23 protein-coding genes and 1 pseudogene are annotated in these 24,778 nt (G+C 61.4%); 15 read left to right on the top strand and 9 right to left on the bottom strand.

Annotated elements, in window-relative coordinates:
• The first annotated feature begins 8 nt into the window (after window positions 1-8).
• Complete coding sequence (ribB, locus tag WGT02_RS06020; protein ID WP_024314252.1) at window positions 9-1,112, top strand: 3,4-dihydroxy-2-butanone-4-phosphate synthase; 1,104 nt, start codon at window positions 9-11, stop codon at window positions 1,110-1,112.
• On the opposite strand, the gene WGT02_RS06015 is transcribed toward ribB, so the two are convergent.
• Complete coding sequence (locus WGT02_RS06015; RefSeq protein WP_024314253.1) at window positions 1,109-2,299, bottom strand: winged helix-turn-helix domain-containing protein; 1,191 nt, start codon at window positions 2,297-2,299, stop codon at window positions 1,109-1,111. The genes ribB and WGT02_RS06015 overlap by 4 nt on opposite strands.
• 149 nt (window positions 2,300-2,448) lie before the next feature.
• On the opposite strand from WGT02_RS06015, the gene WGT02_RS06010 reads away from it, so the two are divergent.
• From WGT02_RS06010 to WGT02_RS06000, 3 genes are read left to right on the top strand one after another with little or no spacing between them, the layout of a single operon-like run.
• Window positions 2,449-3,123 (top strand): energy-coupling factor ABC transporter ATP-binding protein, encoded by a 675-nt coding sequence (locus WGT02_RS06010; RefSeq protein ID WP_024314254.1) that lies wholly within the window; start codon window positions 2,449-2,451, stop codon window positions 3,121-3,123.
• Window positions 3,123-3,743 (top strand): energy-coupling factor transporter transmembrane protein EcfT, encoded by a 621-nt coding sequence (locus WGT02_RS06005; protein WP_024314255.1) that lies wholly within the window; start codon window positions 3,123-3,125, stop codon window positions 3,741-3,743. Before WGT02_RS06010 ends, WGT02_RS06005 begins: the two co-directional genes overlap by 1 nt.
• Window positions 3,744-3,755: 12 nt before the next feature.
• Window positions 3,756-4,319, top strand: a complete 564-nt coding sequence (locus WGT02_RS06000; protein ID WP_024314256.1) for a biotin transporter BioY — start codon at window positions 3,756-3,758, stop codon at window positions 4,317-4,319.
• Here WGT02_RS06000 and WGT02_RS05995 read toward each other — a convergent pair.
• Complete coding sequence (locus WGT02_RS05995) at window positions 4,316-4,711, bottom strand: thioesterase family protein (RefSeq protein ID WP_024314257.1); 396 nt, start codon at window positions 4,709-4,711, stop codon at window positions 4,316-4,318. The two genes, WGT02_RS06000 and WGT02_RS05995, sit on opposite strands and share 4 nt — an antisense overlap.
• A 160-nt stretch (window positions 4,712-4,871) precedes the next feature.
• On the opposite strand from WGT02_RS05995, the gene WGT02_RS05990 reads away from it, so the two are divergent.
• The 4 genes from WGT02_RS05990 (at window position 4,872) to dxs (ending at window position 9,128) form a co-directional block, all read left to right on the top strand.
• Window positions 4,872-5,807 (top strand): histone deacetylase family protein, encoded by a 936-nt coding sequence (locus WGT02_RS05990; protein WP_024314258.1) that lies wholly within the window; start codon window positions 4,872-4,874, stop codon window positions 5,805-5,807.
• Window positions 5,808-5,809: 2 nt separating this feature from the next.
• Window positions 5,810-6,061, top strand: a complete 252-nt coding sequence (locus WGT02_RS05985; RefSeq protein ID WP_024314259.1) for an exodeoxyribonuclease VII small subunit — start codon at window positions 5,810-5,812, stop codon at window positions 6,059-6,061.
• 120 nt (window positions 6,062-6,181) lie between these two features.
• Complete coding sequence (locus tag WGT02_RS05980; protein ID WP_024314260.1) at window positions 6,182-7,105, top strand: pirin family protein; 924 nt, start codon at window positions 6,182-6,184, stop codon at window positions 7,103-7,105.
• Between the two features lie 106 nt (window positions 7,106-7,211).
• Window positions 7,212-9,128, top strand: coding sequence for a 1-deoxy-D-xylulose-5-phosphate synthase (dxs, locus tag WGT02_RS05975; RefSeq protein WP_208248669.1), 1,917 nt, complete (start codon window positions 7,212-7,214; stop codon window positions 9,126-9,128).
• A 136-nt stretch (window positions 9,129-9,264) separates the two neighbouring features.
• Here the strand turns inward: dxs and WGT02_RS05970 are convergent, their stop codons facing one another.
• The gene (locus tag WGT02_RS05970) at window positions 9,265-11,205 is read right to left on the bottom strand and encodes a methyl-accepting chemotaxis protein (RefSeq protein ID WP_024314262.1); all 1,941 of its coding nucleotides are present in this window, start codon (window positions 11,203-11,205) and stop codon (window positions 9,265-9,267) included.
• Between the two features lie 294 nt (window positions 11,206-11,499).
• On the opposite strand from WGT02_RS05970, the gene WGT02_RS05965 reads away from it, so the two are divergent.
• From WGT02_RS05965 to WGT02_RS05955, 3 genes are all read left to right on the top strand, one after another.
• Window positions 11,500-11,880, top strand: coding sequence for a hypothetical protein (locus WGT02_RS05965; RefSeq protein ID WP_024314263.1), 381 nt, complete (start codon window positions 11,500-11,502; stop codon window positions 11,878-11,880).
• Window positions 11,881-11,942: 62 nt separating this feature from the next.
• The gene (locus WGT02_RS05960; protein ID WP_024314264.1) at window positions 11,943-12,689 is read left to right on the top strand and encodes a TlyA family RNA methyltransferase; all 747 of its coding nucleotides are present in this window, start codon (window positions 11,943-11,945) and stop codon (window positions 12,687-12,689) included.
• Window positions 12,686-13,936 carry a class I SAM-dependent RNA methyltransferase gene (locus WGT02_RS05955; protein ID WP_208248671.1) on the top strand — a complete coding sequence of 417 codons (1,251 nt, stop codon included), beginning with the start codon at window positions 12,686-12,688 and terminating at the stop codon, window positions 13,934-13,936. The genes WGT02_RS05960 and WGT02_RS05955 overlap by 4 nt, the downstream gene beginning before the upstream one ends.
• 69 nt (window positions 13,937-14,005) lie before the next feature.
• Here WGT02_RS05955 and WGT02_RS05950 read toward each other — a convergent pair whose 3' ends face one another.
• Window positions 14,006-15,829, bottom strand: coding sequence for a methyl-accepting chemotaxis protein (locus tag WGT02_RS05950; protein WP_208248674.1), 1,824 nt, complete (start codon window positions 15,827-15,829; stop codon window positions 14,006-14,008).
• A 322-nt stretch (window positions 15,830-16,151) separates the two neighbouring features.
• Window positions 16,152-16,715 (bottom strand): annotated as a pseudogene (locus WGT02_RS05945) (cache domain-containing protein); the annotation flags it as partial.
• Here WGT02_RS05945 and WGT02_RS05940 point away from each other — a divergent pair.
• Window positions 16,684-16,923, top strand: a complete 240-nt coding sequence (locus WGT02_RS05940; RefSeq protein ID WP_208250599.1) for a hypothetical protein — start codon at window positions 16,684-16,686, stop codon at window positions 16,921-16,923. The pseudogene WGT02_RS05945 and the gene WGT02_RS05940 sit on opposite strands and share 32 nt — an antisense overlap.
• Here the strand turns inward: WGT02_RS05940 and WGT02_RS05935 are convergent.
• Window positions 16,910-17,662: a crotonase/enoyl-CoA hydratase family protein gene (locus WGT02_RS05935; protein ID WP_208248676.1), complete on the bottom strand. Its 753-nt coding sequence runs from the start codon at window positions 17,660-17,662 to the stop codon at window positions 16,910-16,912. The two genes, WGT02_RS05940 and WGT02_RS05935, sit on opposite strands and share 14 nt — an antisense overlap.
• A 9-nt stretch (window positions 17,663-17,671) precedes the next feature.
• Window positions 17,672-19,450, bottom strand: a complete 1,779-nt coding sequence (locus WGT02_RS05930; protein WP_024314269.1) for an acyl-CoA dehydrogenase — start codon at window positions 19,448-19,450, stop codon at window positions 17,672-17,674.
• Between the two features lie 215 nt (window positions 19,451-19,665).
• On the opposite strand from WGT02_RS05930, the gene WGT02_RS05925 reads away from it, so the two are divergent.
• Window positions 19,666-20,661, top strand: a complete 996-nt coding sequence (locus WGT02_RS05925; protein ID WP_024314270.1) for a transporter — start codon at window positions 19,666-19,668, stop codon at window positions 20,659-20,661.
• Between the two features lie 52 nt (window positions 20,662-20,713).
• On the opposite strand, the gene WGT02_RS05920 is transcribed toward WGT02_RS05925, so the two are convergent.
• Window positions 20,714-21,235 (bottom strand): BA14K family protein, encoded by a 522-nt coding sequence (locus WGT02_RS05920; RefSeq protein WP_024314271.1) that lies wholly within the window; start codon window positions 21,233-21,235, stop codon window positions 20,714-20,716.
• Window positions 21,236-21,427: 192 nt separating this feature from the next.
• On the opposite strand from WGT02_RS05920, the gene WGT02_RS05915 reads away from it, so the two are divergent.
• A complete protein-coding gene (locus WGT02_RS05915; protein WP_024314272.1) occupies window positions 21,428-22,390 on the top strand; it encodes a glycoside hydrolase family 25 protein in 963 nt (320 codons plus the stop codon).
• Between the two features lie 68 nt (window positions 22,391-22,458).
• Here WGT02_RS05915 and WGT02_RS05910 read toward each other — a convergent pair whose 3' ends face one another.
• On the bottom strand, window positions 22,459-23,703 hold the full coding sequence (locus WGT02_RS05910) for an aromatic ring-hydroxylating dioxygenase subunit alpha (RefSeq protein WP_024314273.1): 1,245 nt from the start codon (window positions 23,701-23,703) through the stop codon (window positions 22,459-22,461).
• Window positions 23,704-24,115: 412 nt separating this feature from the next.
• Between WGT02_RS05910 and WGT02_RS05905 the strand changes: the two genes are divergently transcribed.
• Window positions 24,116-24,721 carry a DUF6656 family protein gene (locus tag WGT02_RS05905; RefSeq protein WP_024314274.1) on the top strand — a complete coding sequence of 202 codons (606 nt, stop codon included), beginning with the start codon at window positions 24,116-24,118 and terminating at the stop codon, window positions 24,719-24,721.
• Window positions 24,722-24,778: the final 57 nt, after the last annotated feature.

Raw genomic sequence — 24,778 nt, 5'->3', positions numbered from 1 at the left:
ACACTGACATGCCTTACGATCAGAAGCGCGTCGTCGATGCGATCCGAGCCTTCGAGGCCGGCGAAATCGTCGTGGTGATGGATGACAACGACCGCGAGAACGAAGGCGACCTGATCGTTGCGGCTGTCCACTGCACCGCGGAGAAGATGGCCTTCATCGTTCGCCATACCTCCGGCATCGTCTGCACGCCGATGCCGAAGGAAGAAGCCCGCCGGCTCAACCTTAATGCGATGGTTGCTGAAAACGACTCGGCTCACACGACGGCCTTCACCGTTTCGGTCGATTTCAAGCACGGCACGACGACGGGCATTTCCGCCGATGACCGGACGCTGACCGTTCGCAACCTGGCCAACCCTAATGTCGGCGCCAGCGACTTTGTGCGTCCGGGCCACATCTTTCCACTTGTCGCGCGCGAAGGCGGCGTGCTCATGCGCTCGGGCCACACCGAAGCCGCCGTCGATCTCTGCAAGCTTGCCGGGCTTCCGCCGATTGGCGTGATCTGCGAGCTCGTCAATGATGACGGCACTGTCACGCGCGGACCGCAGGTGGTCGAATTCGCGGAGACGAACGGCTTGAAGCTCGTGTCGGTGGCCGATCTAATTGCCTATCGCCAACGCAAGGAAACACTGATCGAACTCGGTCAGAGTTTCGATATCGAAACGCCCTTCGGCAAGGCCAAGGCACATACCTATTCGCTTCCCTGGGATACGATGCAGCACCTCGCCGTCGTTTTCGGCGACATTCGCGACGGCATCGACATTCCGGTGCGTCTGCATCCGGAGAACGTCGCCGAGGACCTTTTCGGCAAGCGCCGCCCAGTCGACCATTACATGAAGAAGATCGCCGACGAAGGCCGTGGGATCATCGTCTATCTGCGCGAAGGATCTGTCGGCGTCGGTCATTCCGATAGCGGCCGCAAGTCGCGCAGCCAGGGCCGGGAAGCACATGTCGAGGCAAAGATCCGTGACAGCGAATGGCTGGAAATCGGTCTCGGCGCGCAGATCCTCAAGGACCTCGGCGTATCCTCGATCCGGCTGCTGACCAGCCGCGAGCGCCACTATGTCGGCCTCGAAGGCTTCGGCATCAAGATCAGCAAGACCGAGATCTATTAAGCGCGCCAACCGTCGAGATAAGTGATCTTCTCGAGACCGGAGAAGCGCGCGAGGCGCTGCAGCTCTGCGTCGAGCCGGTCCAACCGCCCGGTCGATGCGCGCACTCCAGGCTCCAGCCATAGACGCTTGACGTCAAGGCTTGCGTTCTTGCGGTCGGCTTTCATGTCGATGCGCCCGATCAGCTTGTCGCCTTCAAGGAGCGGAAAGACGTAATAGCCGTATTCGCGCTTCGGCTCGGGCACAAAAACCTCGATGCGATAGAAGAAGCCGAAGAGGCGTTCGGTGCGATTGCGGTCGCGGATCATCGGATCGAAAGGGCTGAGCACGCGAACCCGCGGCGGGGCCTCTGGAAAGTCCGAAAGGCTCGCGAGCAAATCGGGGAACGCCCAGGACGCCCGCGGCTTGCCGCCGAGCGCCGGTTCGATCAGTACCTCGGCGAGGTCGCCGCGATGCGTGTTCACCCAGGCTTTCGCTTCGTCGGGCGATAACAAATCCCAGAAAGCAGCGATCTCGCCGTGCGTGGCAAAGCCCAGTCGCGTCAGCGCGCTGCGGCAGGCCCAGTCGACAAATTCTTCGTGGCTGACCTCGGGTTCATGAAATTCGACAGGAATGACGCGTTCGACGAGATCATAGATCTTCTGGAAATTGGAGCGTCCGGCGATGGCGAACTTGCCGGTTCGCCAGAAATATTCCAGCGCCGTCTTGTTCGGATGCCAGTTCCACCAGCCGCCGGAGGCGTGCCCATCGGCCTTGATCTCGCGGGCCATGATCGCGCCGTCACGAAGGACCCGCTCATACGTCTCATCGAAGGCGTGCTCGAAGCCCTCCCCTCGCCATTTACGCCAACGCTCGATAATCACCTCTTCCTCGTGGCGGAACTTGTGCTTCCAGTAGCGGAAGAAGGCGCTCGGCAGGATCGAGGCATCATGCGTCCAGTGTTCGAAAAGCGAGCCCTCCTTCTCAAGCAGCGCCGTCAGGTGCTCGCGCTTGTAGGTCTGGTTGCGGGAAAACAGGATCTGGTGGTGCGCCCGCTCCACCGTCTGGATGCTGTCGACCTGGACAAAGCCGAGATCGTGGATGAGCTGCAGCAGTCCGGCCTTCGTCAGCGCCTTGTTCGGCGGCGCGCTCAGACCCTGCTTGGCGAGAAATATGCGGCGGGCATCGGAATTCAAAATGAGATTCGTCATGTGCGCATCATAGGACGGAAAATGTTCCTAGCCACCCGGTAAGTTTGCGCGAGCAGTCAGGTAAGAGCAAGCGGCATTCATTGCGAGATTTTGAGCTTTCAAAGCGCGAAATTCATTATAGAACGGCCTCTTCATTCACGAGGGACCAAGTGGATATCCGTTTCGAAGGCGCAGGGGTCAACTATGGTGCGCGCGTCGCCCTGGCACCGGTGACGCTCCAGCTCACAGAAAAGCGCGTCGGCATCATCGGCCTGAACGGCTCGGGCAAGACGACCTTTGCGCGTCTGATCAACGGCCTGACCAAGCCGAGTGTCGGACGCGTCGTCGTCAACGGCCGTGACACAGCCAACGCGATGGCGGTCCTTACCGATGTCGGCTTCATCTTCCAGTCCCCGCAAAACCAGATCATCCTGCCTATCGTGCGTGACGACATTGCCTTCGGACTGAAGAGCCGCGGCTACAAGCCGGCAGAAATCACCGCGAAGGTGGAGGCAGTCCTAGAGCGCTTTGGCGCCGCCCATCTCGCCGACCGCCGGGCCCACGAGCTTTCCGGCGGGGAGCTTCAACTTGCGGCACTGTGCTCGGTGCTGGCCACCGGACCCGACATTCTTATCCTGGATGAGCCGACCAACCAGCTGGACCTCAAGAACCGCGCCCTCGTGCAAAAACTGGTTGAAAGCCTTCCTGAAAGCGCAATCGTCATCAGTCACGATCTGGAATTGGTTGCGGATTACGAGCGCGTGCTGGTTTTCCATGAGGGCAGCCTTGTTGCCGACACAGCTGCCGCAGAAGCGATCCGCCGCTACAAGGAGATCGCCAGCTGATGAAGTCGCTCTTCGTCGAAGGCAATAGCGCCATGCACCGCATGTCGGCTCGCGCCAAGCTGCTTGCGCTCGCCACTCTCGGCGTCATGCTGTTCGTTTCGGCGAACCTTCTGCTGCTTGCTATAGCCGTCGTCGTAGCGGCCACGATCTACTTCAGCATCGGCCTCCCGGCGCGGTCAGCGCTTGCGCGGCTAAAGCCGATATTCCTGACCATCCTCGTCGTTGCGCTGTTCAGTCTTGCCTTCAATCCCTGGCATGTTGCGGTCGTCGCATTGCTGCGGCTGACCGCCTTGATGCTGTTTGCCGCCACGGTCACGGCGACGACGACGATCGCGCAATTCATCGATGAGATTACGCAGCTCGCTCGACCATTAGAGAGCATCGGCGTGGTGCAGGCCGACGACGTCGGGCTCGCTGTCGGGCTCGTCGTCCGCTTTGTTCCAGAGATTCTTGGCCGTTACCAGGCTATCCGCGAAGCGCACGCCGCGCGCGGCCTCAAGGTAAGGCCGACAACAGTGCTCGTACCGCTGATCATCCTGACACTGAGGGATGCGGATAACATTGCCGCGGCGATTGACGCGCGCGGCGTTCGGCGGCATGTCAATTTGAGAACTCGCTAACAGGAGCCCTGCATGAACACCCGCGACCTCGTTCTCTCCGCCCTCTTTGCGGCAATCATCGTCGCGCTCGGCATTCTTCCGCCGATCACACTCGGCTTCATTCCGGTGCCGATCACGGCGCAATCGCTCGGCGTGATGATGGCAGGCGTCGTACTCGGCGCACGCCGCGGCACGATCGCTGTCCTGATCGTGCTGGTGCTTGTCGCGATCGGCCTTCCGGTCCTGTCCGGCGGCCGCGGCGGGCTTGCCGCCTTCGCCGCACCGACCACCGGCTACCTCATCGGCTGGGTGTTTGCCGCTTTCGTCACCGGCTATCTCAGCGAGCGGCTGGTCAAGTCCGAGCAGTCAGCGCTGGTGCAAACAGTCGGCTTTTTCTTTGCGGCGATGATCGGCGGAATCGTGGTTCTCTACGCCTTCGGCATCGTCTATTTGGCCGTCGCCGCCCAGCTTGGCCTCTCCAAGGCCTTCCTTGGCTCGATGGCGTTTATCCCGGGTGATGTCATCAAGGCGTTTGTCGCAGCACTCGTGGGCCGCGCAGTGATGGTCGGCTATCCGCTGCTGCCGGTGCGCAGCTAGTCGACAAAGCCATAAAGCCAGTCGCGCGTGTCTTCGGGAAGCGGGACTGGCGAACGATCTTCGCGCGAGCGCGCCTGCAAGATGATCTCGACCTCGGCAGAGCGCTCATCGCCAATGTCGGCCGCAATAATGAAGCCAACCGAACGCACGCCGATCTTGTCGACCGACGCAGTGAACACCACTCTCTCATCATAATGCAGCGGCCGATGCAGGATGCAGGTCAGCTTGCTGGCGATATAAAGCGGCTCATCCTCGAGCTGCGGCCTCGACGACCAGAAGGTTGCCAGCACGGACTCGGCATAGGAAATATAGGAACCCAAAAATACCTGGCCGTTCATGTCGACGTCGCGGAACGGCACATTCATTTCAACGGTGCGCGTGACCTCGTTCATTGATCTTTCTGCCAATTTTCCCCTCTCCAGACACTAGCGGCGAGGTCGACCGAAGTAAACGGCGGACTGACGCGGTGGCAGCGGCGCCCGCTTGTTGAAATCGCAGCGTCGAGCCCCATCTGCTGTGGATCATGACGGGACGGAACGATAGAGTGATCCCATGAGCACCCGCCTTTACGAGCACCCGATCTTCCTGGAACACGTAACGCCCGCCGGCCATCCCGAACGGTCCGACCGTCTGCGGGCGATCAACGTGGCTCTGGAGCATCCGAATTTCGCATCGCTCGACCGCAAGCGTGCGCCGCAGGCCGCAGAGGAGGCCGTTCTGCTCGCCCATCCGGAAGAGCACCTGCTTTCGGTCATGCGCCAGGTGCCGCAAGAGGATGGCGAGATCAATCAGCTCGAAGCCGACACCTATGCGAGCCAGAAAAGTCTGGAAGCGGCGCTGACGGCAATCGGCGGCGCCATGGCCGCTGTCGACGACGTCTTCACCGGCAAGGCGGACAACGTCTTCGTCGCCTCGCGTCCGCCCGGCCACCATGCCGAAAAATCGACGGCGATGGGGTTCTGCTTCTTCAACAATGCCGCCATTGCCGCCCGTCATGCGCAGAAGGCGCACGGCGCTGAACGCGTGGCGATCGTCGACTGGGACGTGCATCACGGCAACGGCACCCAGGACATCTTCTGGGACGATCCCTCGGTGCTGTTCTGCTCGACGCACCAGATGCCGCTTTATCCCGGCAGCGGGGCGAAGGATGAAAGCGGCAAGCACGGGACGATTGTCAACGCGCCATTGTCTCCGAATGTCGGTAGCGATCATTTCCGCGAAGCATTCAAATCGCGCGTGCTGCCGGCGCTGTTCGATTTCCGGCCGGACTTGATCATCATCTCCGCCGGCTTCGACGCGCATCACCGCGATCCGCTGGCGCAGATCAATCTGGTCGGCGAGGATTTCGACTGGGCGACCGGGCGCTTGCTCGAGGTGGCCGACAAAAGTGCCGCGAACCGGGTCGTCAGCCTGCTGGAAGGCGGCTATGATCTCGAAGGCCTCGCCGAATCGGCCGGGTTGCACATTCTTAGAATGATGAAGGGTTGAGTATGACTGACAGCGCCAAGCCGGAGGTTTCCGGTCTTTCCTTCGAGACGGCGGTTGCCGAACTCGAAAGCATCGTGGCCCGGCTGGAACGCGGCGACGTGGCGCTGGACGAATCCATCGAGATCTACGAGCGCGGCGAAGCGCTGAAGAAGCATTGCGAAACGCTGCTCTCGGCCGCCGAAAACCGCATCGAAAAGATCCGCCTTGACCGCGCCGGCAAGCCACAAGGCGTCGAGCCGCTGGACGGGGCGTAAGCCATCGTCAGCACGACCATCATCCTGAAGAACAGAGCGTCGCCCTTCGGGCCACAAGTTTTCCTAGTCCGCCATCCGCAATGGGTCTAGCGTAGACGCAACGCTCATCGGAGATCTGCGATGTCCTTCTTCCCCGGTAAAGACCCCCTGCCCGGCGACGCCTTCGGCTGCGACGCGATCGAGAACCTCATCATCCCGCGCACCAGCGATATCGGCGGTTTCGAGGTGCGGCGCGCGCTGCCGACGCGACAGCGGCGGCTCGTCGGGCCGTTCATTTTCTTCGACCGCATGGGGCCGGCGATCCTCAAGCCGAACGAGGCACTGGATGTGCGGCCGCATCCGCATATCGGGCTTTCGACGGTCACCTATCTCTTCGACGGCGAGATCCGGCACCTGGACAGCCTCGGCACCGAGAAGGTCATTCGTCCCGGCGACATCAACCTGATGACGGCAGGACGCGGCATCGTGCATTCCGAGCGCACGCCCGACAACCTGCGGGGCCATCCGCTGTTGATGTCCGGCTTGCAGACCTGGCTCGCGCTGCCCGACGACAAGGAGGAGATCGATCCCTCCTTTGCGCACACTGAAAAGAGCGACATGCCCGTGATCGACGAACGCGGCGTGCGCGGGCGTGTCGTCATCGGAACGTTCGAGGGAATGTCCTCCCCGGTGAAGGTGTTGTCGGACACGCTCTATGCCGATATCAGTCTCGAGGCAGGAGTGACGTTTCCCTTCGCTGCGGGACACGAGGAGCGGGCGGCCTACGTGCTGTCCGGCGAAGTCGTGATATCAGGCGACACATTTGCCGCCGATCAGCTGCTCGTCTTCCGGCCCGGCGATGCCATCACGCTCGAAGCCGGCAGCCAGGGCTGTCATCTCATGCTGTTTGGCGGAGCCGCGCTGAACTCGAAGCGCTACATCTGGTGGAACTTCGTTTCGTCCTCGAAAGAGCGCATTGAAAAGGCAAAAGAGGAATGGCGGACCGGCAGGTTCGACATCGTTCCGGGGGATGAAGAAGAATTCATACCTTTGCCGGAAGGCTGATCTCCTTTAGAAAGGAGTTTCCGCCGTTCTTGAAATCGACTTTTTTCACCGCAATTTATGGCTTAAAGGCATCCTGCCCAAGAATGACAAGAAAGAGCGCCCACCCGTGACACAACCGCCGAAGACGCCGCTGCTGGACAAGGTTGCCTATCCAGCCGACCTCCGAAAGCTGGAGGATCGCAACCTGCCGCAGCTTGCGCGCGAGGTCCGGGACGAAATGATCGATGCGGTGTCGCGCACCGGCGGCCATCTTGGCGCCGGCCTTGGGGTGGTTGAACTCACGATCGCGATCCACAGCGTCTTCAATACGCCGGAAGATCGGCTGATCTTCGATGTCGGGCACCAGTGCTATCCGCACAAGATTCTTACCGGCCGCCGCGATCGCATTCGCACGTTGCGTCAGGAGGGCGGCCTTTCCGGTTTCACGCGCCGCGCGGAAAGCGAATACGATCCGTTTGGGGCCGCTCATTCTTCCACCTCGATTTCCGCCGGCCTCGGCATGGCGGTTGCCTCCGAGCTCGACAAGACGGACCGCCGCGTGATCGCCGTGATCGGCGACGGCGCGATGTCGGCCGGGATGGCCTACGAGGCGTTGAACAATGCCGGCGCGCTCGACGCCCGGCTGATCGTCATCCTCAACGACAACGACATGTCGATCGCGCCGCCGACCGGTGCGATGAGCGCCTATCTTGCACGCCTTGCCTCCGGCCGCACCTATATGGGTTTCCGCGATTTCGGCAAGAAACTGACAGCCTACCTCGGCAAGAATGTCGATCGCGCCATCACCCGCGCCGTCGAGCATGCCCGCGGCTATGTAACCGGCGGCACCATGTTCGAGGAGATGGGCTTCTATCATATCGGCCCGATCGACGGTCACTCCTTCGAGCACCTGCTGCCTGTGCTGCGCAATGTGCGCGACCATGCGGAAGGCCCGGTTCTGATCCATGTCGTGACGCAGAAGGGCAAGGGCTACGCGCCGGCGGAAGCCGCTGCCGACAAATATCACGGCGTCAACAAGTTCGACGTCATCACCGGTACGCAGGCGAAGGTGAAGCCGAACGCACCGAGCTACACGAGCGTTTTCGCCGAGACCCTGGTGCAGGAAGCAGAGCTCGACGACAAGATCGTCGGCATCACCGCCGCCATGCCGAACGGCACCGGGCTCGACAAGCTCGCAAGCGTCTTCCCGTCCCGTTGCTTCGATGTCGGGATTGCCGAGCAACATGCGGTGACCTTTGCGGCTGGCCTCGCCGCTGAAGGCTTCAAGCCGTTTGCCGCTCTCTATTCCACCTTCCTGCAGCGCGCATACGACCAGGTCGTGCACGACGTTGCGATCCAGGGTCTGCCGGTTCGCTTCCCGATCGATCGCGCTGGCTTCGTCGGCGCCGATGGGCCGACCCATGCCGGATCCTTTGACACGACCTTCCTTGCCACCCTGCCCGGCTTTGTGGTCATGGCGGCGGCAGACGAAGCCGAACTGAAACATATGGTGCGAACCGCAGCCGCCTATGATGCAGGTCCGATCTCGTTCCGCTACCCACGCGGCGAAGGCGTCGGCGTCGAGATGCCGGTACGTGGCGAGATCCTGCAGATCGGCAAGGGCCGCGTCGTCAAGGAAGGCGCGAAGGTGGCGCTGCTTTCCTTCGGCACCCGCCTTGCCGACTGTCTGCTTGCGGCAGAGGATCTGGATGCCGCCGGCCTTTCGACGACGGTTGCCGATGCGCGCTTTGCCAAACCGCTGGATCACGAACTGATCCGCCAGCTTGCCCGCCACCACGAAATCCTGATCACCGTCGAGGAAGGTGCAGTCGGCGGCTTCGGCAGCCAGGTCATGCAGTTCCTGGCGATGGACGGTCTCCTCGACAACGGCCTGAAGATCCGATCGCTTGTCATGCCCGACGTATGGATGGAACAGGCAAAGCCGGAAGTGATGAACGCCCACGCGGGGCTGGATCGTGCGGGGATCGTTTCGACGGTCTTCAAGGCGCTTGGCCGCGGCCTGGCTGTCGGCGTCGCAGGCTAAATTCCTGCATCTTTGTTGGCGTGAAGTGGCGGCCGGCTAGATGGTGAGCGTGTCGCGGGGTGTGTCTTACACCCAATTGGAAAGGGCGACCCGATTGGACCGCCCTTTCTTATTCGTTCAATGATGAGCCCGTGTCTCAGAACTCGGTCCAGTCTTCCTTGACGGCTGCGGCGGTTGCCGCCTGGCCCCCGAAGGCGCTGGCGACACGATTGTTCAAGGCGCGGGCCGGAGAGGCGACCGGACGCGATGCCGGGCGGGCCGAAGCTGCGCGGGGGGTTGCGGCGACGACATTGTTGCCGAGATTGAACTGCCGCAGCAGATCGTCGAGCGCGCCGGCCTCCTGAGCGAGCGAATGGCTGGCCGCCGTCTGCTCCTCGACCATCGCAGCATTCTGCTGCGTGCCCTGATCCATGTTATTGACCGCAGTGTTGATCTCCTGCAGACCGATCGACTGTTCGCGGGTCGCGGTGACGATGGCGCCGACGTGCTTGTTGATTTCCTGGACGGCGCCGACGATCTCGGCCAGCGCCTTGCCGGTTTCATCGACCAGCGAGACGCCGGCATTGACCTGCGTGCCCGACGTGTTGATCAGCGCCTTGATCTCCTTGGCCGCATTTGCCGAGCGCTGCGCCAGTTCGCGTACTTCCTGCGCGACGACGGCAAAGCCCTTACCCGCCTCACCGGCACGTGCCGCTTCGACCCCTGCATTCAGCGCCAAGAGGTTAGTCTGGAAGGCAATGTCGTCGATCACGCCGATGATATTGCTGATCTCACCGGAGGACTTTTCGATCTCCTGCATCGCAGAGACGGCCTTGCGGACGACATCACCGGACTTCTCGGCGCCGAGACGCGTGCGCTCGACCAGCTGGCCGACATCCTCGGCCCGCTTGGCGGAGTCGCGAACGGTGGTTGTGACCTCTTCGAGGGCTGCTGCAGTTTCCTCGACGGCGGCCGCCTGCTGCTCGGTCCGACGGGCGAGATCGTCGGCAGCCGAGCGGATTTCGCCAGCGCCGGCATTGATCGCGGAAGCATTGCGGCCGACGGATTGAAGAGCACCCTGCAGCTTCTCGACGGCGTTGTTGAAGTCGCTGCGCAGGCGATCGAATTGCGATGCGAAGGGCGTCGTGATGCGAACGGCGACGTTGCCGTTGGCGAGATCCGACAGACCGCCTGCGAGGCCTTCGATGGCAAAGCGAAGTTCTGTTTCCTCGCGGGCCTTCTGTTCGTCGCCCGCCTGACGCTGATGCTCGGCGTCGCTACGCATGCGGTCTGTTTCGTCGGAGAGGCGAAGCTTCTCGATTGCCGCATCCTTGAAAACGAGAACCGACTGGGCCATGCGGCCGACTTCGTCCTGCCGGTGCAGGGCCGGGACGTCGATGTTGTTCTCACCGCCGGCAAGGCGTCCCATCGCCGAGGTCATGCCGACGATCGGGCGGACGATGCTGCGCGACAGCATCCAGGCAAGAAGGACGGCGGCAAAAGCGGCTGCGATGCCGCCGGTCAGCAGCGTGGCACGGAGATCGCTGCTGGCATCTGCCTGCAGAGCCGCAAGCGCGTTCGACTCGTCGCGCGCGGCAGCCTTGATCTTGGCGGACGCCTGACGGAACCCGTCGAGCTGGCCCTTTGTTTGGTTGACGCCGATCTTGACGATCTGGTCGATCGGCATGTCGGTTTCCTTGCGAGCCTTGGACTGCGGTTCGGCAAGCTCGTGGAAATAGAGATCGGCGGCCCTCTGCATACCGTCGATCTGCTGGATGAAATCACTGTTGCCGGCTGCGGTTTCACGTGCAGCCGCGATCGCCTTCAGCATGCGCTCGCGGTTGGCAAAGATGTCACCATAGGTGCTGTCGCTACGGAACAACAGGAAGCCGCGCAGGTTCACCGCCTGTTCGAGCATGGCCTGCAGCGCGTCGTCGATCTGGTTGACCAGACGCTCGGACTTCTTCTGCTGCTCGGAGGCGGCCGCGACGGCGCCTGCTTTCGAGTAGACAAAGGCGGAAACGGACAGAAAGATAAGGATCAGCACTGCGAATGTCGTAGCGAGCTTACCGTTCAAGGACATGTTTCTAGCAAACATCAGTCAATCTCTCCTGGCGGCCTGCGGCCATGGGGAAGTCGGGCATGCCAATGCACGCTCCTCGGATAGCGAACATGATCAGCAAATGGGAGGAAGCCATCATGGCGGGAAGCAGCTTCGGCGAGCCGCTGCAATCTGCCTGACCCTATGACGGCAGACTTTAAATTTGTTTAAGTTTGTGCGACGCAGCATCGTCGCAACGACGCCGCATTCTCAACCTTAAGCGTGCATTTCTATCTTCACTTTTCTTGTCTGAGGTGTACATTGGCACATCATCAGAAAGGGAGGGATGCCATGCGTGTTGTCATTGGCGCACTCGCAACGACGCTCGCGATTTGCAGTCCCGCGGCAGCCGCAGAAAAGATGACAGGCAAGGAATTGACTGCGCTTCTTGGTCAAGGCAAGGAGCTGATGTTGGGCGGTCCCGGCAAAGGATACGCGGGCAGCCTTACGCTCGACGCCAACGGGACAGCAATGGGACAGGTAAAGCTCGACAGCGGCCAAGTGATTCCGATCGAAGGCGTCTGGGCAGTCAAGAAGGACAAATTCTGTCGAACCTGGAAGGGTGGCCGCGACGCCGGCAGGGAAATCTGCGAGACGTGGGTCAAAACCGGACCGAAGTCAGTCGAAGTAATAGTCGGCAAGAGAGATCTCGGGACGAATTCTTGGAACTAGGCCTCGCGCCCACTTGCAACAAAAGGCTTGCAACCGATGGCGTTGCCCGTCATGGACAGCGCATGTCAGATCAGAACACGCAACGCCTCGACCAGCTTCTCGTCAGCCTTGGTCTCTTCGCCAGCCGCTCCCGCGCGCGCGATGCCGTGCAGCGCGGCACCGTCAAAGTCGGTGGCAAGGTCGTGACCAAGGCCGGCGCGCTGTTTGGCGAAGATGCCGCAATCGAGATCGACGATCCGGCGCAGGAATATGTCTCGCGCGCAGCGTTGAAGCTCGCCGTCGCGCTGGATCATTTCAAGCTCGATCCGTCGGGGCATCGCTGTCTCGATGTCGGCGCTTCGACCGGCGGCTTCACGGAAGTCCTGCTGGCGCGCGGTGCGGCGCAGGTCACCGCGATCGACGTCGGGCATGGCCAGATGCATCCGCGCATATCGAACGATCCCCGTGTGACCAACATCGAGGGTCTGAACGCGCGCAACCTGACGGCCGAGGATATCGGGCACCCGATCACCTTCATTGTGTCGGACGTCTCGTTTATCTCGCTGAAACTGGCGCTGGCCCCTGCCCTTGATCTTGCGGAAGCGGGAGCCGTCGCCGCTCTCCTCGTCAAGCCGCAGTTCGAGGCCGGGCGCGATGCGATCGGCAAGGGCGGGCTTCTCAAGGATCCGTCGTCTGCGCCTGATGTCGCAGCCGAACTCGAGCATTGGTTCGTCGAGGACATGGGCTGGGAGAGCCTCGGACTGATCCCCTCCCCGATTGCCGGCGGCGACGGCAACCAGGAATTTCTACTCGCAGGAACAAAACCGTGAGCACGCAAACAGTTATGATCGAAAAGCTCGGCGCCCAAGGCGACGGGATCGTGCATGCAGACGGTGGGCCGATCTACGTGCCCTTCACCCTGCCGGGTGAAACCGTCGCCATTGCGCGGATCAAGACCCATGGCACGCTGATGTCCATCTCGGACCCATCAGCCGATCGCCAAGACCCACCTTGCCGGCATTTCGGACCCGACGGATTGAACGGCACCTGCGGCGGCTGCAGCCTGCAGCACATGAATGATGCGGCCTACCGCAGCTTCAAGCGTCAGCTGGTTGTCGATGCGCTGAAATCGAAGGGACTGACGCCCGAGGTCGCCGACCTCGTCGCCGCTCATCCCGGCGAGCGCCGGCGCGTGGTCTTCGCCGCGCGGCGGACCGAGAAGGACATGCTGATCGGCTTCAATCAGGCCGAAAGCCACCACATCGTCGCCATCGAGGAATGTCCCATCTCGTCGGCGGGCATCATTGCCAGGCTGCCGGCGATCACGGCGATTGGTGCGGCGCTGGCCAATAGCGCGGAAGCGTTCCGCATTGCCGTATTGGAGACGTTGTCGGGCCTCGATCTTGCGGTCGACGGCATCAAGAACCTCTCAGACCAGCAGCGTCGCAAGGCAATCGAGACGGTGCTTTCCTTGCGTGGCATCGCCCGCGTCTCGCTCAACGGCGAGATTCTCGTCGAACCATCCAAGCCGCTCGTCGATTTCGGCGGCGTCCATGTCGTTCCTCCGCCCGGCAGTTTCACGCAGGCGACCAAGCCGGCGGAAGACGCAATGGCGGAAGTCCTTCTGGCACATGTCGGCAAGGCGAAGCGCATCGCTGATCTCTTTGCCGGTGCAGGCACATTTTCGCTCCGCCTTGCCCGGGTCGGTCGCGTGCACGCGGTCGAGAGCGAGGATAAACCTCTCGCAGCGCTCGATCATGCCGCCCGCAACACGCAGGGCCTGAAACCGGTTAGCGTCGAAAAACGGGACCTTTTCCGCCGGCCGCTGATGACGTCCGAGCTGAAGGTCTACGACGCCGTGGTCTTCGATCCGCCGCGTGCCGGGGCCGAGTTTCAATGCAAGGAATTGGCGCGTTCGAACGTCAAGAAAGTCGTGGCCGTCAGCTGCAATCCGCTGACGCTCGCTCGCGATCTCGCTCTTCTCGTCGGGGGAGGCTATCGCATTACCGGTGTGACGCCGATCGATCAGTTCCTGTGGACGCCGCACGTCGAAGTCGTCGCGACGCTGGAAAAGTAGAGGCGATCTTCCAAACCAAAAACGCCCGCGACGAGCGCGGGCGTTCTGACTTGATGCATCGGTCGCAAATCAGGCGGCGCGACGGCCGTATGATGCTGCAGCCTGCGATGCGGTCTGCAGGTTGAACTGGCTAAGCAACTGCATCAGCTTGGCAGCTTCTTGGGCCAGCCCATGGCTCGCTGCCGTCTGCTCCTCGACCATGGCGGCATTCTGCTGCGTCCCCTGGTCCATCGTGTTAACCGCTGTGTTGATCTCGGCAAGGCCGGTCGATTGCTCGCGAGTTGCCGTGACGATGGCATCGACGTGACGGCTGATTTCCTGAACCTGGCCGACGATCGCCTCGAGCGCCTTGCCGGTATTGCCGACCAGCGTCACGCCGGAGCGAACCTGTGCGTTCGATGCGGTGATCAGGCTTTCGATTTCCTTCGCGGCCTGAGCCGAACGCTGCGCCAGTTCGCGCACTTCCTGAGCCACCACGGCAAAGCCCTTGCCAGCTTCACCGGCACGCGCAGCCTCTACGCCGGCGTTCAGTGCCAGAAGGTTCGTCTGGAAGGCGATGTCGTCGATGACACTGATGATATTGGCGATTTTTTCGGAAGACTGTTCGATCTCGGTCATCGCCGAAACCGCCTTGCGGACGATGTTGCCCGACTCTTCGGCGCCCGAGCGCGTACGAGTGACAAGCGTGCCGGCCTCCTCAGCGCGCCGCGCCGTGTCCTTGACCGTCGTCGTAATCTCCTCGAGTGCGGCTGCCGTTTCCTCGATTGAGGCAGCCTGCTGCTCTGTGCGCCGGGCAAGACCGTCCGCGGCCGTGCGGATTTCTCCGGCGCCCGCGTCAATCGCATGAGCATTGTCGCCGACCTCCTGAAGGACGGCCCGCAACTTGGCGACGGAGGCATTGAAATCGCTGCGCAGCCGATCAAGGTGATCGGCAAATGATGTCTCGATCGTCCGAGTGAGATCGCCTTCCGAGAGCGCGCCCAGCGCTTCGGCAAGCGCACCCACGGCATGCTGGATTTCTGACGCTTCGCGGGCCTTCGAGGCTTCGTTGCGAGAACGCTCCTGCCGAGCTTGCTCTCGGGTATGGTCTGCACTGCGTTCGAGGTCGAGGCGTGCGAAGGAGTTGTCGCGGAAGACGCCAACGGCAGCCGCCATGTCGCCAATCTCATCCTTGCGCCCGGCGTAAGGGACGGCGGTGTCGAGATCGCCGTCTGCCAGACGCGCCATGCGGCCTGCGATCGTCGAGATCGGCCGCGAAATGCGCTTCCACGCGAGGAAGGCAGCAGCGACGGCGACGGCGAGCGCGACGACGAGGCCACCGACGATCGACAGGACGCCTGCGTTATAATTGCCGGCTGCGGCAGCGAGCGCCGCATCGGTCGACTGCCGGTCCTTTGCGAGCATTCCGTCGACGAGGGTCTGAATGTTGTTCGCGGACATCGAAAGTTCGCCGCGAAAGAGGCTGTTTGCCTGGCTGCGCTTGCTGTCGAGCGCCAGCGCGATGATCTTGTCGGCGAGCGTAGCATCGTTGGCGAGCGCCTTCTGCAGCCGGCCGAAGTTCTGGCTCATATAGTCGCTCTTCGGCTGCTTTTCGAAGGCGTCGATGGCCGTGGCGAGGCGCTCACGGCGGGTCTTCAGCGTCGTCTCGGCGTTACGGAAGTCCGTCTTGCCCGTTGCAAGGAGATAGTCAGCGTAGCTGCGGCGAACATCGTTCAGCGTCGTGACGATCGCGTAAAGCCGCTCCGTGTTCGGGATGTTCTGCGCGCCGATCTGCCGGGTGTTCGCCTCCAGATTGGTCAACGAGAAGGCCGCGACCGCACCCTGTACCAAGGCAATGAAAACAAGAGACAGAAAGAGAAGTGGAAGGAGCGTTTTTATCTTCAGTTTGGACATGGGGGCGGTCTCATACGGCTAAAGTGACAAGGCGCAACCGATCAGGATCGATCGCCCGCGCAGTCACTCGCCTTGATGGTGTCGGGGAGAACGGTACGGACGATAGCCGTCCTGCGTCATGCATTGGATCTCACTAGAGACGAAGATCCGTAAGATTTGATTAAAAGTAGTACTTTTAATCATCGTCGGCAGCCGCCAGCCCGTGGCTTGGTGCCGTCTGTTCCTCGACCATGGCCGCATTCTGCTGCGTCCCCTGATCCATCGTGTTGACCGCGCTGCCAACAATGGAATTAACCACCCCTCGGCAAACCACGCAGACCGTGAGGTCGATCTCCTTGATCATGTCCACCATGGTCTCCAGCGAGAAGTCGCTGCCGACGACGCCGGCCAACTTGCCGTCGCGTTTGACCGGAATGGCCGCGCTGATAATGAGGTCACCGCTCGACGCGTCGTTGTAGGGTTCGGTCAAGACAGGGGCATTGGCCTTGACGGCATCCTGATACCATGGACGCTTGCGCGGATCGTAGTCAGCTGGCAGCGGAAGATCCGGCCAGGACGTGAAGACGCCCTTCTCATCGCCGAGATAGGTGCTGACGAACTGGCTGCGAAGGACATCGTTCTGCAGCACTCCCTTGACGCCCGGCTGGTCAGCAGTGCGGCCGATGGCGTTTGCAACCATTGCCGTCAGCGTCACACGGCCGTTCATCCAGTTGGCAAGACTATTGGCGGCCTGCTCGCCGGAAGAGCTGATGTTGGCTTCGATCGCGGCCGTCGCGGTGCTTCGCTCGACGGAATTGATGTAATAGGAAAAGGCGGCGAAAGCCCCGAGAACAACGGCGGACGCGGCAACGAGGATGCGCGTCATCAAATTCGTCTTCTTTTTCAAGGATTATTTCCTTTCGGGAGCAGTCCGCGCAGTGCTTGACGAACACGGGCCACTCGATGCGGCGGGCCATGGGCAAAGCGGGACAAAGCGCCTCATGCGCCAGGACGACCGCGACATCGCGCGCCGTCATGCCCCTAATATTAGAGGGGCGTTTAAAACAGGCTCAAAATTTGACGAAGTTCAAATATTCCACGTCAGCGGCGCATGAAGGCTTCGAAGGCGGCCCTCGCTTCGGCGCTATGCAGGCGATCGAAGAAATGGCGCGCCTCATCATCGATGCGGGCAATAACCTCATCGCGGTCGCCGCGGATCAGGTTGCGCGCGATCTTCAGCGCTTCCGGCGGCTTGGCCGCGAGCTTGGCGGCGGTGGCGAGTGTCGTGGAGTCGACCTCATCGGGCGCGCAGACCTTCCAGACAAGTCCCGCTTCCCGTGCTTCCTCGCCCGAGAACCCCTCGCCGGCTGCCAGCAGCGCGAAGGCGCGCTGGTGTCCCATGATGCGCGGCGCAAGCAGGCTGGACGCCGCCTCCGGAACGAGCGCCAGATCGACGAACGGTGTCCGAAATTGGCTGCGCGTTGAAGCGATGGTCAGGTCGCAATGCATATGCATGGTGGTTCCAATGCCGATCGCCAACCCGTCCACGCCGGAGACGATCGGTTTTTCAGAGCGGACCATGGCATAGAGGAACTCGACGATCTCCCGCGGCATGGCGCCCCCCATGGCCGCGGCCAGGAAGTCACCCAGGTCGTTGCCCGCGGAAAAGCAGCCTTCGGTGCCGAGAAAGGCTGTCGCCCGGATCGCCGTGTCGCCATCGGCGGCGATCAGCGTGTCCGTCATCGTCCGATACATCGCACGGGTGATCGCATTCTTCTTTTCCGGCCTGTTGAAACGGATGATCTGGATGCCGGGATGGGTTGCATCCTGGTCGACGATGACGTGCTCTGTCATGATGGTTCCTCAGGCGAGAACGATTTTGGCGGCCGCAAGGCTTGCAGCACCTGTGATGACGCAGTCCTTCAGCGCCGTAACTTCTGAAAGAAGATTCTCCGCAGCAAAGCGGCAGAGCGCGATGCGGCCCCCAACGCCACCGTCCGGCGCCTGCGCGAGCCCGCCCTTGGCGAGGTAGCAACCTGTCAGGACAAGGCCGAAAAGGCGCTGATAGGGTGTCGCGCCGGCCAGCGCCTCGGTGGTCTTGCCGTCGCGGACCTGCGCCAGCAGCCAGTCTGTCGCTTCGCCGAGGTCGGTAATGGCCGCGTCGAGCCGGTTTGCCGTCGCGCCAAAGCCATCGAGGTTGGAATGGCGGACCTGATCGGCGATCTGCTTCAGCTCAGCGATGAACCCGTGCACCTGCTCGCCATTCGCTAGCGTCAATTTGCGGGTGACGAGATCGATTGCCTGGATGCCGTTCGTGCCCTCGTAAATCGGTGCGATGCGCGCATCGCGCAGGTAACGCGCAGCGCCCGTTTCCTCGATGAAGCCCATGCCGCCGTGGACCTGAATGCCGAGCGAGGCAACGTCGACGCCGACATCGGTGGAAAAGGACTTGGCGATCGGTGTCAGCAGCGAAGCGCGTTCCTGCCAATGCTTTAGGCGGTCTGCTGCGCGATGCGACATGTCGATGGCATGCGCGCAGGCGTAGGAAATCGCGCGTGCGCCCTGTGTCAGCGCCTTCATGGTCAGGAGCATGCGGGTAACATCGGGATGCTCGATGATCGGGCTCATCCCGCCGCCCGTCCAGCGCGGCGCCTTGCCCTGGGTGCGCTCCTTCGCATAGGCCGTTGCCTTCTGCGTCGCCGCCTCGGCGATCGCAACGCCCTGCATGCCGACGGCAAGGCGGGCGTTGTTCATCATCGTGAACATGCAGGCGAGGCCCTTGTTCTCCTCGCCGACCAGCCAGCCGATCGCACCCTGCTCCTCGCCAAACTTGCCGTCACCATAGATCATGGTGCATGTGGGCGAGGCGTGGATGCCGAACTTGTGCTCCAGCGAATGCGCAAACAGATCGTTGCGGGCACCGAGCGATCCGTCCGGATAGACGAGGAATTTCGGCACCAGGAACAGCGAGATCCCGCGCGTTCCGGCCGGTGCATCTGGCAGGCGGGCAAGCACCAAGTGAACGATGTTGTCGGCGGCGTCGTGTTCGCCCCAGGTGATGAAGATCTTCTGGCCGAAGATGCGGTAGGTGCCGTCATCGTGGCGTTCGGCGCGCGTCTTGAGCACACCGAGGTCGGAGCCGGCGTGCGGCTCCGTCAGGTTCATCGTGCCGGTCCATTCGCCGGAGACAAGTTTTGCGAGGTAGGTACTCTTGAGTTCGTCGGAGGCATGGATGTTGATGGCCTCGATCGCCCCCATGGTGAGCGTCGGGCAGAGCGCGAATGCCATCGAACCAGAGTTCCACATCTCGAGCGCGGCGACATTCAACATATGGGGCAGCCCCTGCCCGCCGAACTCCTCAGGTGCGGTTAGGCCATTCCAGCCGCCAGCGATCCAGTTCTTATAGAGATCCCGCCAACCGTCGGGCGTCACCACGTTGCCATCCACGAGGCGCGAACCCTGACGGTCGCCGATCTCGGCGAGCGGCGCCACTTCGTCCGTGGCGAATCGTCCGGCTTCATGAAGGATGGCATCGACGAGATCCTCGCCGAGATCGCCAAGCAAGCCGGCCTCCATTGCGCTGCCCAAACCGGCGACATGCTTCAGCGTGAACGCGATCTCCTCGACGGGCGCCTTGTACATTCGTGATCTCCTCGCATCACAAGCCGTCGAGCGACAACGCCCTTCGGCACCTCCACGGGCAGAGCTAATTGATTTTTACGTAAACGTCAATTTCAAACTTTCTCTCTAAAAGTGGCGGAAGGACGAGTTCTCTTCGTTATTACGCACTTGCACAATCAACCGTCATAGAGAATCTCTAAGGACACAGACCGCCATCGCAAGAGGACCGGCGCATTATGGATACCCTGCCCGCCAACATACCGGGACTCGTGTGGGCCTACCGCTTTCGGCAGGATGGCGGCAAGGCGACTCGCCTTGCAAACAGCGCGCCGCAAGCCGAACTGACGAACGGCAGCGGCTTCTTCTGGCTGCATCTCAGTCTTGCCGATGCCCGGGTACCCGGCCTGCTCGACAGCATCGAGGGCCTGAACGACGATGCGAAGGCCGCACTGATCACACGCGACACGCATGCAGCAATTACCGTTGACGAACAGATGCTCTACGGCACGCTTGTCGATTGCCAACGCGAGTTCGATCACGAGACCGCTGATCTCGGCTGGCTGCATTTTGCCATATCCGATCGCTTCATCATCACCACACGGCTGCAGCCGCTACGCAGCGTCGAACGCGCTCGCGCGCTCATCGAGAAGAACCCGGCAAAGTTCGAACGGCCCGTCGACTTGTTTGAGACCCTGATGATCGAATTCCAGCGGACGCTGATCTCCATCGTCATGGAGATGACGGACGAGCTCAATGTTATCGAGGACTTCGTTTACGACACGACGCCTCGCGACGAACGTCGGCGGCTGGCGCCAGTCAGGCGCACGGTCGTCAAGCTCCACCGACATCTGCGGACCGTGCTCGCTTTGATGCGGCGCGCGGCCGCCTCGCATGATGACGAAATGCCCTTCGGCTTCGAGGACGTCGCCGGACGACTGACAGGCCGCCTTGAAACGGTCGATCACGACATTTACGCACTGCAGGACCGCGCGCGGCTTTTGCATGAGGAGATCGACTCGAAACTGTCTTCCGAGACGAACCGACACCTCTACATTCTGTCGATCATGACAGCCTTCCTGTTGCCGCCGACCCTGGTGACGGGGTTCTTCGGTATGAATACGGCCAACCTGCCTTTTGCCGAAGGGAGCGGCGGCACGGAATATGCCGTTGCCCTCATCATCGCGTCGATCCTGCTGGCATGGTGGCTGCTGAAGCGCGTTCGCATCCTCTGAATGGAGAAAGCCCGGTATTTCTGCCGGGCCTTGAGACGTAAGCCAGTTTCCCTCAGTAGTACGGTGAAACGCACTGTTGGCGTGGGCCGTTGTACGGCTGGAAGGTATTGTCGTAGGCGCGATAGGAGCGATAGCGCGCTTCGCACCAGGCCACATGGCCCGACCCAAGCGGAGCCGCCGGAGCGACATAGGGCGGCTGCGAGGCGATGGCGCCACCGATCACCGCGCCGGCTCCGAAGGCAGCGAGCGGGAACCAGTATCCGTTGTAGTAGCGGTAGCCGCTTCGATAAGAGGGATAGCCGCGGTAGCCACCATACCAGCCAGGACGATAGGCTGGGCGATACCTTGGATAATAACCAGGGCGATAGCCGGGATAGTAGCCAGGCCGATTTCCCGGGCGATAACCGGGAAGGCGGCAATAGGGACCACGGCAATACTGGACGTTCTGGACGTCACCAGATTTTTCGACATGCGGCAGGGCCTGCCTCTGCATCGCCTGCGAGGGCGTAAAGCCACTTGCCAACGTGACGAAGGAAACGGCGGCAATCGCTATCTTCTTAAAAAATCCCGTCATGGCAATCTCCATTGCCAGGCTGGAATACGCGCGCATGATAACGCGAAGGCTAGGAAAACGTTCCAATGATCCGTTTTCATGCCGTTCTCGCGACTTTCCGTTTTTAAGCGATCGCGGATTAACCCGACATTAACCGACTTTCACCAGGCTCTTTCCATGAAGCAATCCTGGAGAAATCTTCTGCTTCGCCTGATGGTTCCAGCGCTTGCCGCCGGCGCTGTCACTCAGGCTGCGGCAACGGACACTCTCCCCTGGAAGAATCCCAACAACGCGCTCGTCGTCGACGCATACGAATTGAATACGATCGATTGGAATTCTCTGCTTTCCGACAAGCGCATAACCGCCTTCATCTCGAAGGCCTCCGACGGACTTCCGGAGAGCTTCTCCTGCACCGGCGATCATGCCGGGGACACGGTCGCGCACTGCAAGACCATGTGGCGCAAATATGCGGTGAGCCGCGAACTCTTCCAGACGCGGCGGCTTGTTGCCCGGGCGGCCGGCCTGCTGTGGGGCTCCTATCACCTTGCACGGCCGGGCAACCCGGTCGACCAAGCCAACCATTTCCTCGATTACGCCGATCCCAAGGACGACGAGATGATGATCCTCGACCTCGAGGGCATCGATCCGCAGAAGTTCATGTCGCTGGAGGACGCGCAGATATTCGCGGGCCATATCAGGGCGCGGACCGGACGCTATCCCGTTCTTTACACCAATCACAATACCGCCCGCTACATCGCCGCCTACCGCAACGACTACCCGGTGCTGGCGCGGCTGCCAATCTGGTATGCGCGCTACAAGCCCGACGTGAAGGGCGTGTTCCCGATGGGAAACTGGGATAACTACCTGATGTGGCAGTTCTCGTCCGGAATGAACTGCAGCAAGCGCCGCTGCCCTTATCGCGTCCCCGGCACCCTGACCGATATCGATGTCAACGTCGCGCCGATGAACCGGGCCGAGCTCGCAAAGGTGTGGGCTCGGGGCAATCTTCTGCCTGCGCACGAGCCCGACCCGCCGCTCATCCTTGCCAAGATGGAGATGGAGCCGCGCGGAAGACCCGCCCAAGGCCCGGCGGCCCCCGTACCTGTTGTGCCGGACCCCATCGTCACCTCCTCGATACCGCAGAGCGACGTGGCCCGTACCCGTCGCGACTTCTGAGGAGCCCTGTGCAAAAAAAGACCCCGCCTCTCGGGAGACGAGGTCACTCGGGAGGTAGGTTTCTCAGGTCAGGCGACGACGGAGAGCTTCGCTTGATCGCTTTGCAGGCGATTGACCATGAAGTTTGAGTACCATTCGAGGAATTGCATGACGCCGCCTTCGTGCAGCATCGAATAGGGGCCGGGCTCATATGCCGGCGAGTGAATACCGAAGGCGTTCTCCTCGACGATACGGCGGTCCTGGTCGTTGGTTTCGGTCCAGACGTGGGTGAGCTCGGCGAGATCGTAGTCGACGCCTTCGACGGCATCCTTGTGCACAAGCCACTTCGTCGTGACTGCCGTCTCGTTGGCGCTGAGCGGCAGCACGCGGAACGAGATCGCATGGTCGCCGAGAATGTGGTTCCACGTCGTCGGATAATGGAAGAGCAGCATCGTGCCGATGCGATCGATCGTCACGTCGTCTGACAACGACCGCTTGACGGCGCTCTTGCCGGACATGGTGTAGCTCTCGGCGTCCTCGATCAATGGCATGCGGGCCGTGCGGAACTGACCATCGGGAGAAATCTGGAACTTGCTTGGCAATCCGGCCGCCTCGCAGCGTGCCCAGTGACCCGCGATCTCGGGATCGTCAGCGCCGCCATCCGTGCCCGTGACGCTCGGCGCTTCCGGGTACGTGCGGCAAAGCTCCGGATGGTTGGCCGCGCAGTGATAGCACTCACGGTTGTTCTCCCAGACGAGCTTCCAGTTGCCCTTCTCGATGATCGTGCTCTGGAAGGCCACCTTCGCGTCGCTCAGGTGATGCGGCACCATGTAGGGCGCCACCATGTCGCGGACGGGCTGGAAGTCCGGCGCATTCTGGGCGAGACAGATGAAGATGTATCCGCCGAAGCTCTCGCAATGAACGGGCTTCAGGCCGTAGCCGGTCTTGTCGAAATCGTCACCCATATGGCGCGCGAAAGCAAGCTTGCCATCGAGGTCGTAGGTCCACTGATGATAGGGGCAAACGAGGCGAACCGAGGAACCGTGCTCCTTCGTGCAGACACGCGAGCCGCGATGGCGACAGCTGTTGTGGAAGGCACGGATGACGTTGTCGCGGCCGCGAACGATGACAACAGGGTATTCGCCGATCTGCACCGTGAAATAGGCACCGGCCTTCGGCAGTTCACAGTCGTGGCCCATGAACAGCCAATCGCGATAGTAGATCATTTCCATATCGAGCTTGAAATAATCTTCGTCGATATAGAAGGGCTGCTCGAGGCTGAAGCCTTCCCGCCGGGTCTTGAGTTGCCGCAATACGTTGCTGCGAATATCCATCTGCACATCCTCGTATAGTGGGCCCGCCGCTTGGTCGAAGGCGGGAGCCGCCGGAGCTTCACTCCCTCTCCGTCAGGAGATTTTCTTGAAAGGCATTTAAACATCGCCGGCGCGCGGCGTTTGGTTGTAAAGCGACATCGGCTTCGAAAATGACGACAGGCGGCAAAGGAGTGCGGAATTGAAGACAGCATTCCGCCTCTGCACGCTCCGTTGCTGGCAGCTAAGGCAAATTACGACATCGGCGCAACCCAATTCGCAGCTGGGCTTCCAGGCGACTTTGCCGTGACTATCGCATCTGCGACATGATGGTATCGGTCCATTCCTATGAAGCCGCGATGACCGCTGGGTTTAATATACCGTTAAGCATGATTGCCTATCCTTGCGGCATCAAACACGCATGCGGATATGCACCATGGCGAAGCTTCGCTATTTCGACGCCGGTAACAGCATCAATGCCCGCGAGGTCCCAGTCGCCGCGCATTCGGAATTCCTGCGCACTGGAAAGATTACGCGGACCCGCTCGCACTGGCTCGCCGAAGAGCGGCGCTACCTCTCGCATGACGAAGTCGCCGAGAGGACGGGCCGCAAGCTGGAGACGGCCGGCGCCAAGACGCATCAGCATATCAACGGTTTTCACCATTCGATCCGGTTTCCGAAGATGCTCTTCCATCGGACGCTGCAGGATAGCCCGCATCTCGGCTACTGCCACGTGACGGCGGCGCGGACGAAATTCGCCCGTTACCAAGAAGTCAGCTGGGCCTTCTACATCGCGAATTTCTACGCCGACATTGGCGACAACGACAATTTCTTCCAGCAGATCGACGTGAAGTATTCGCGCATGTACTTCGCCGTCGCCATCAAGCCGGGCGAGCATACGCCCGAAAAAATGACGATCGACCGCTCAGTGCGGGGCAACGGTCTGCTTTTCCGTACCGACGATCCGCAAATCGCCATCAGGAACGTGCTGTTGCTCGGCGCGCGCAACGAACAACTGCGCGAGATCATTCGTCAACTCTGATCGGGATCATCGGCCAGCTCTGATATTGATCGGATCGCCCGGAAGGCATAAGGACTG

This window comes from Rhizobium sp. T1470, from assembly GCF_042140505.1.
Lineage (GTDB): Bacteria > Pseudomonadota > Alphaproteobacteria > Rhizobiales > Rhizobiaceae > Rhizobium > Rhizobium favelukesii.
The sequence above is the reverse complement of the archived record's forward strand: the minus strand, read 5'-3'. Positions and strand labels throughout refer to the sequence as shown.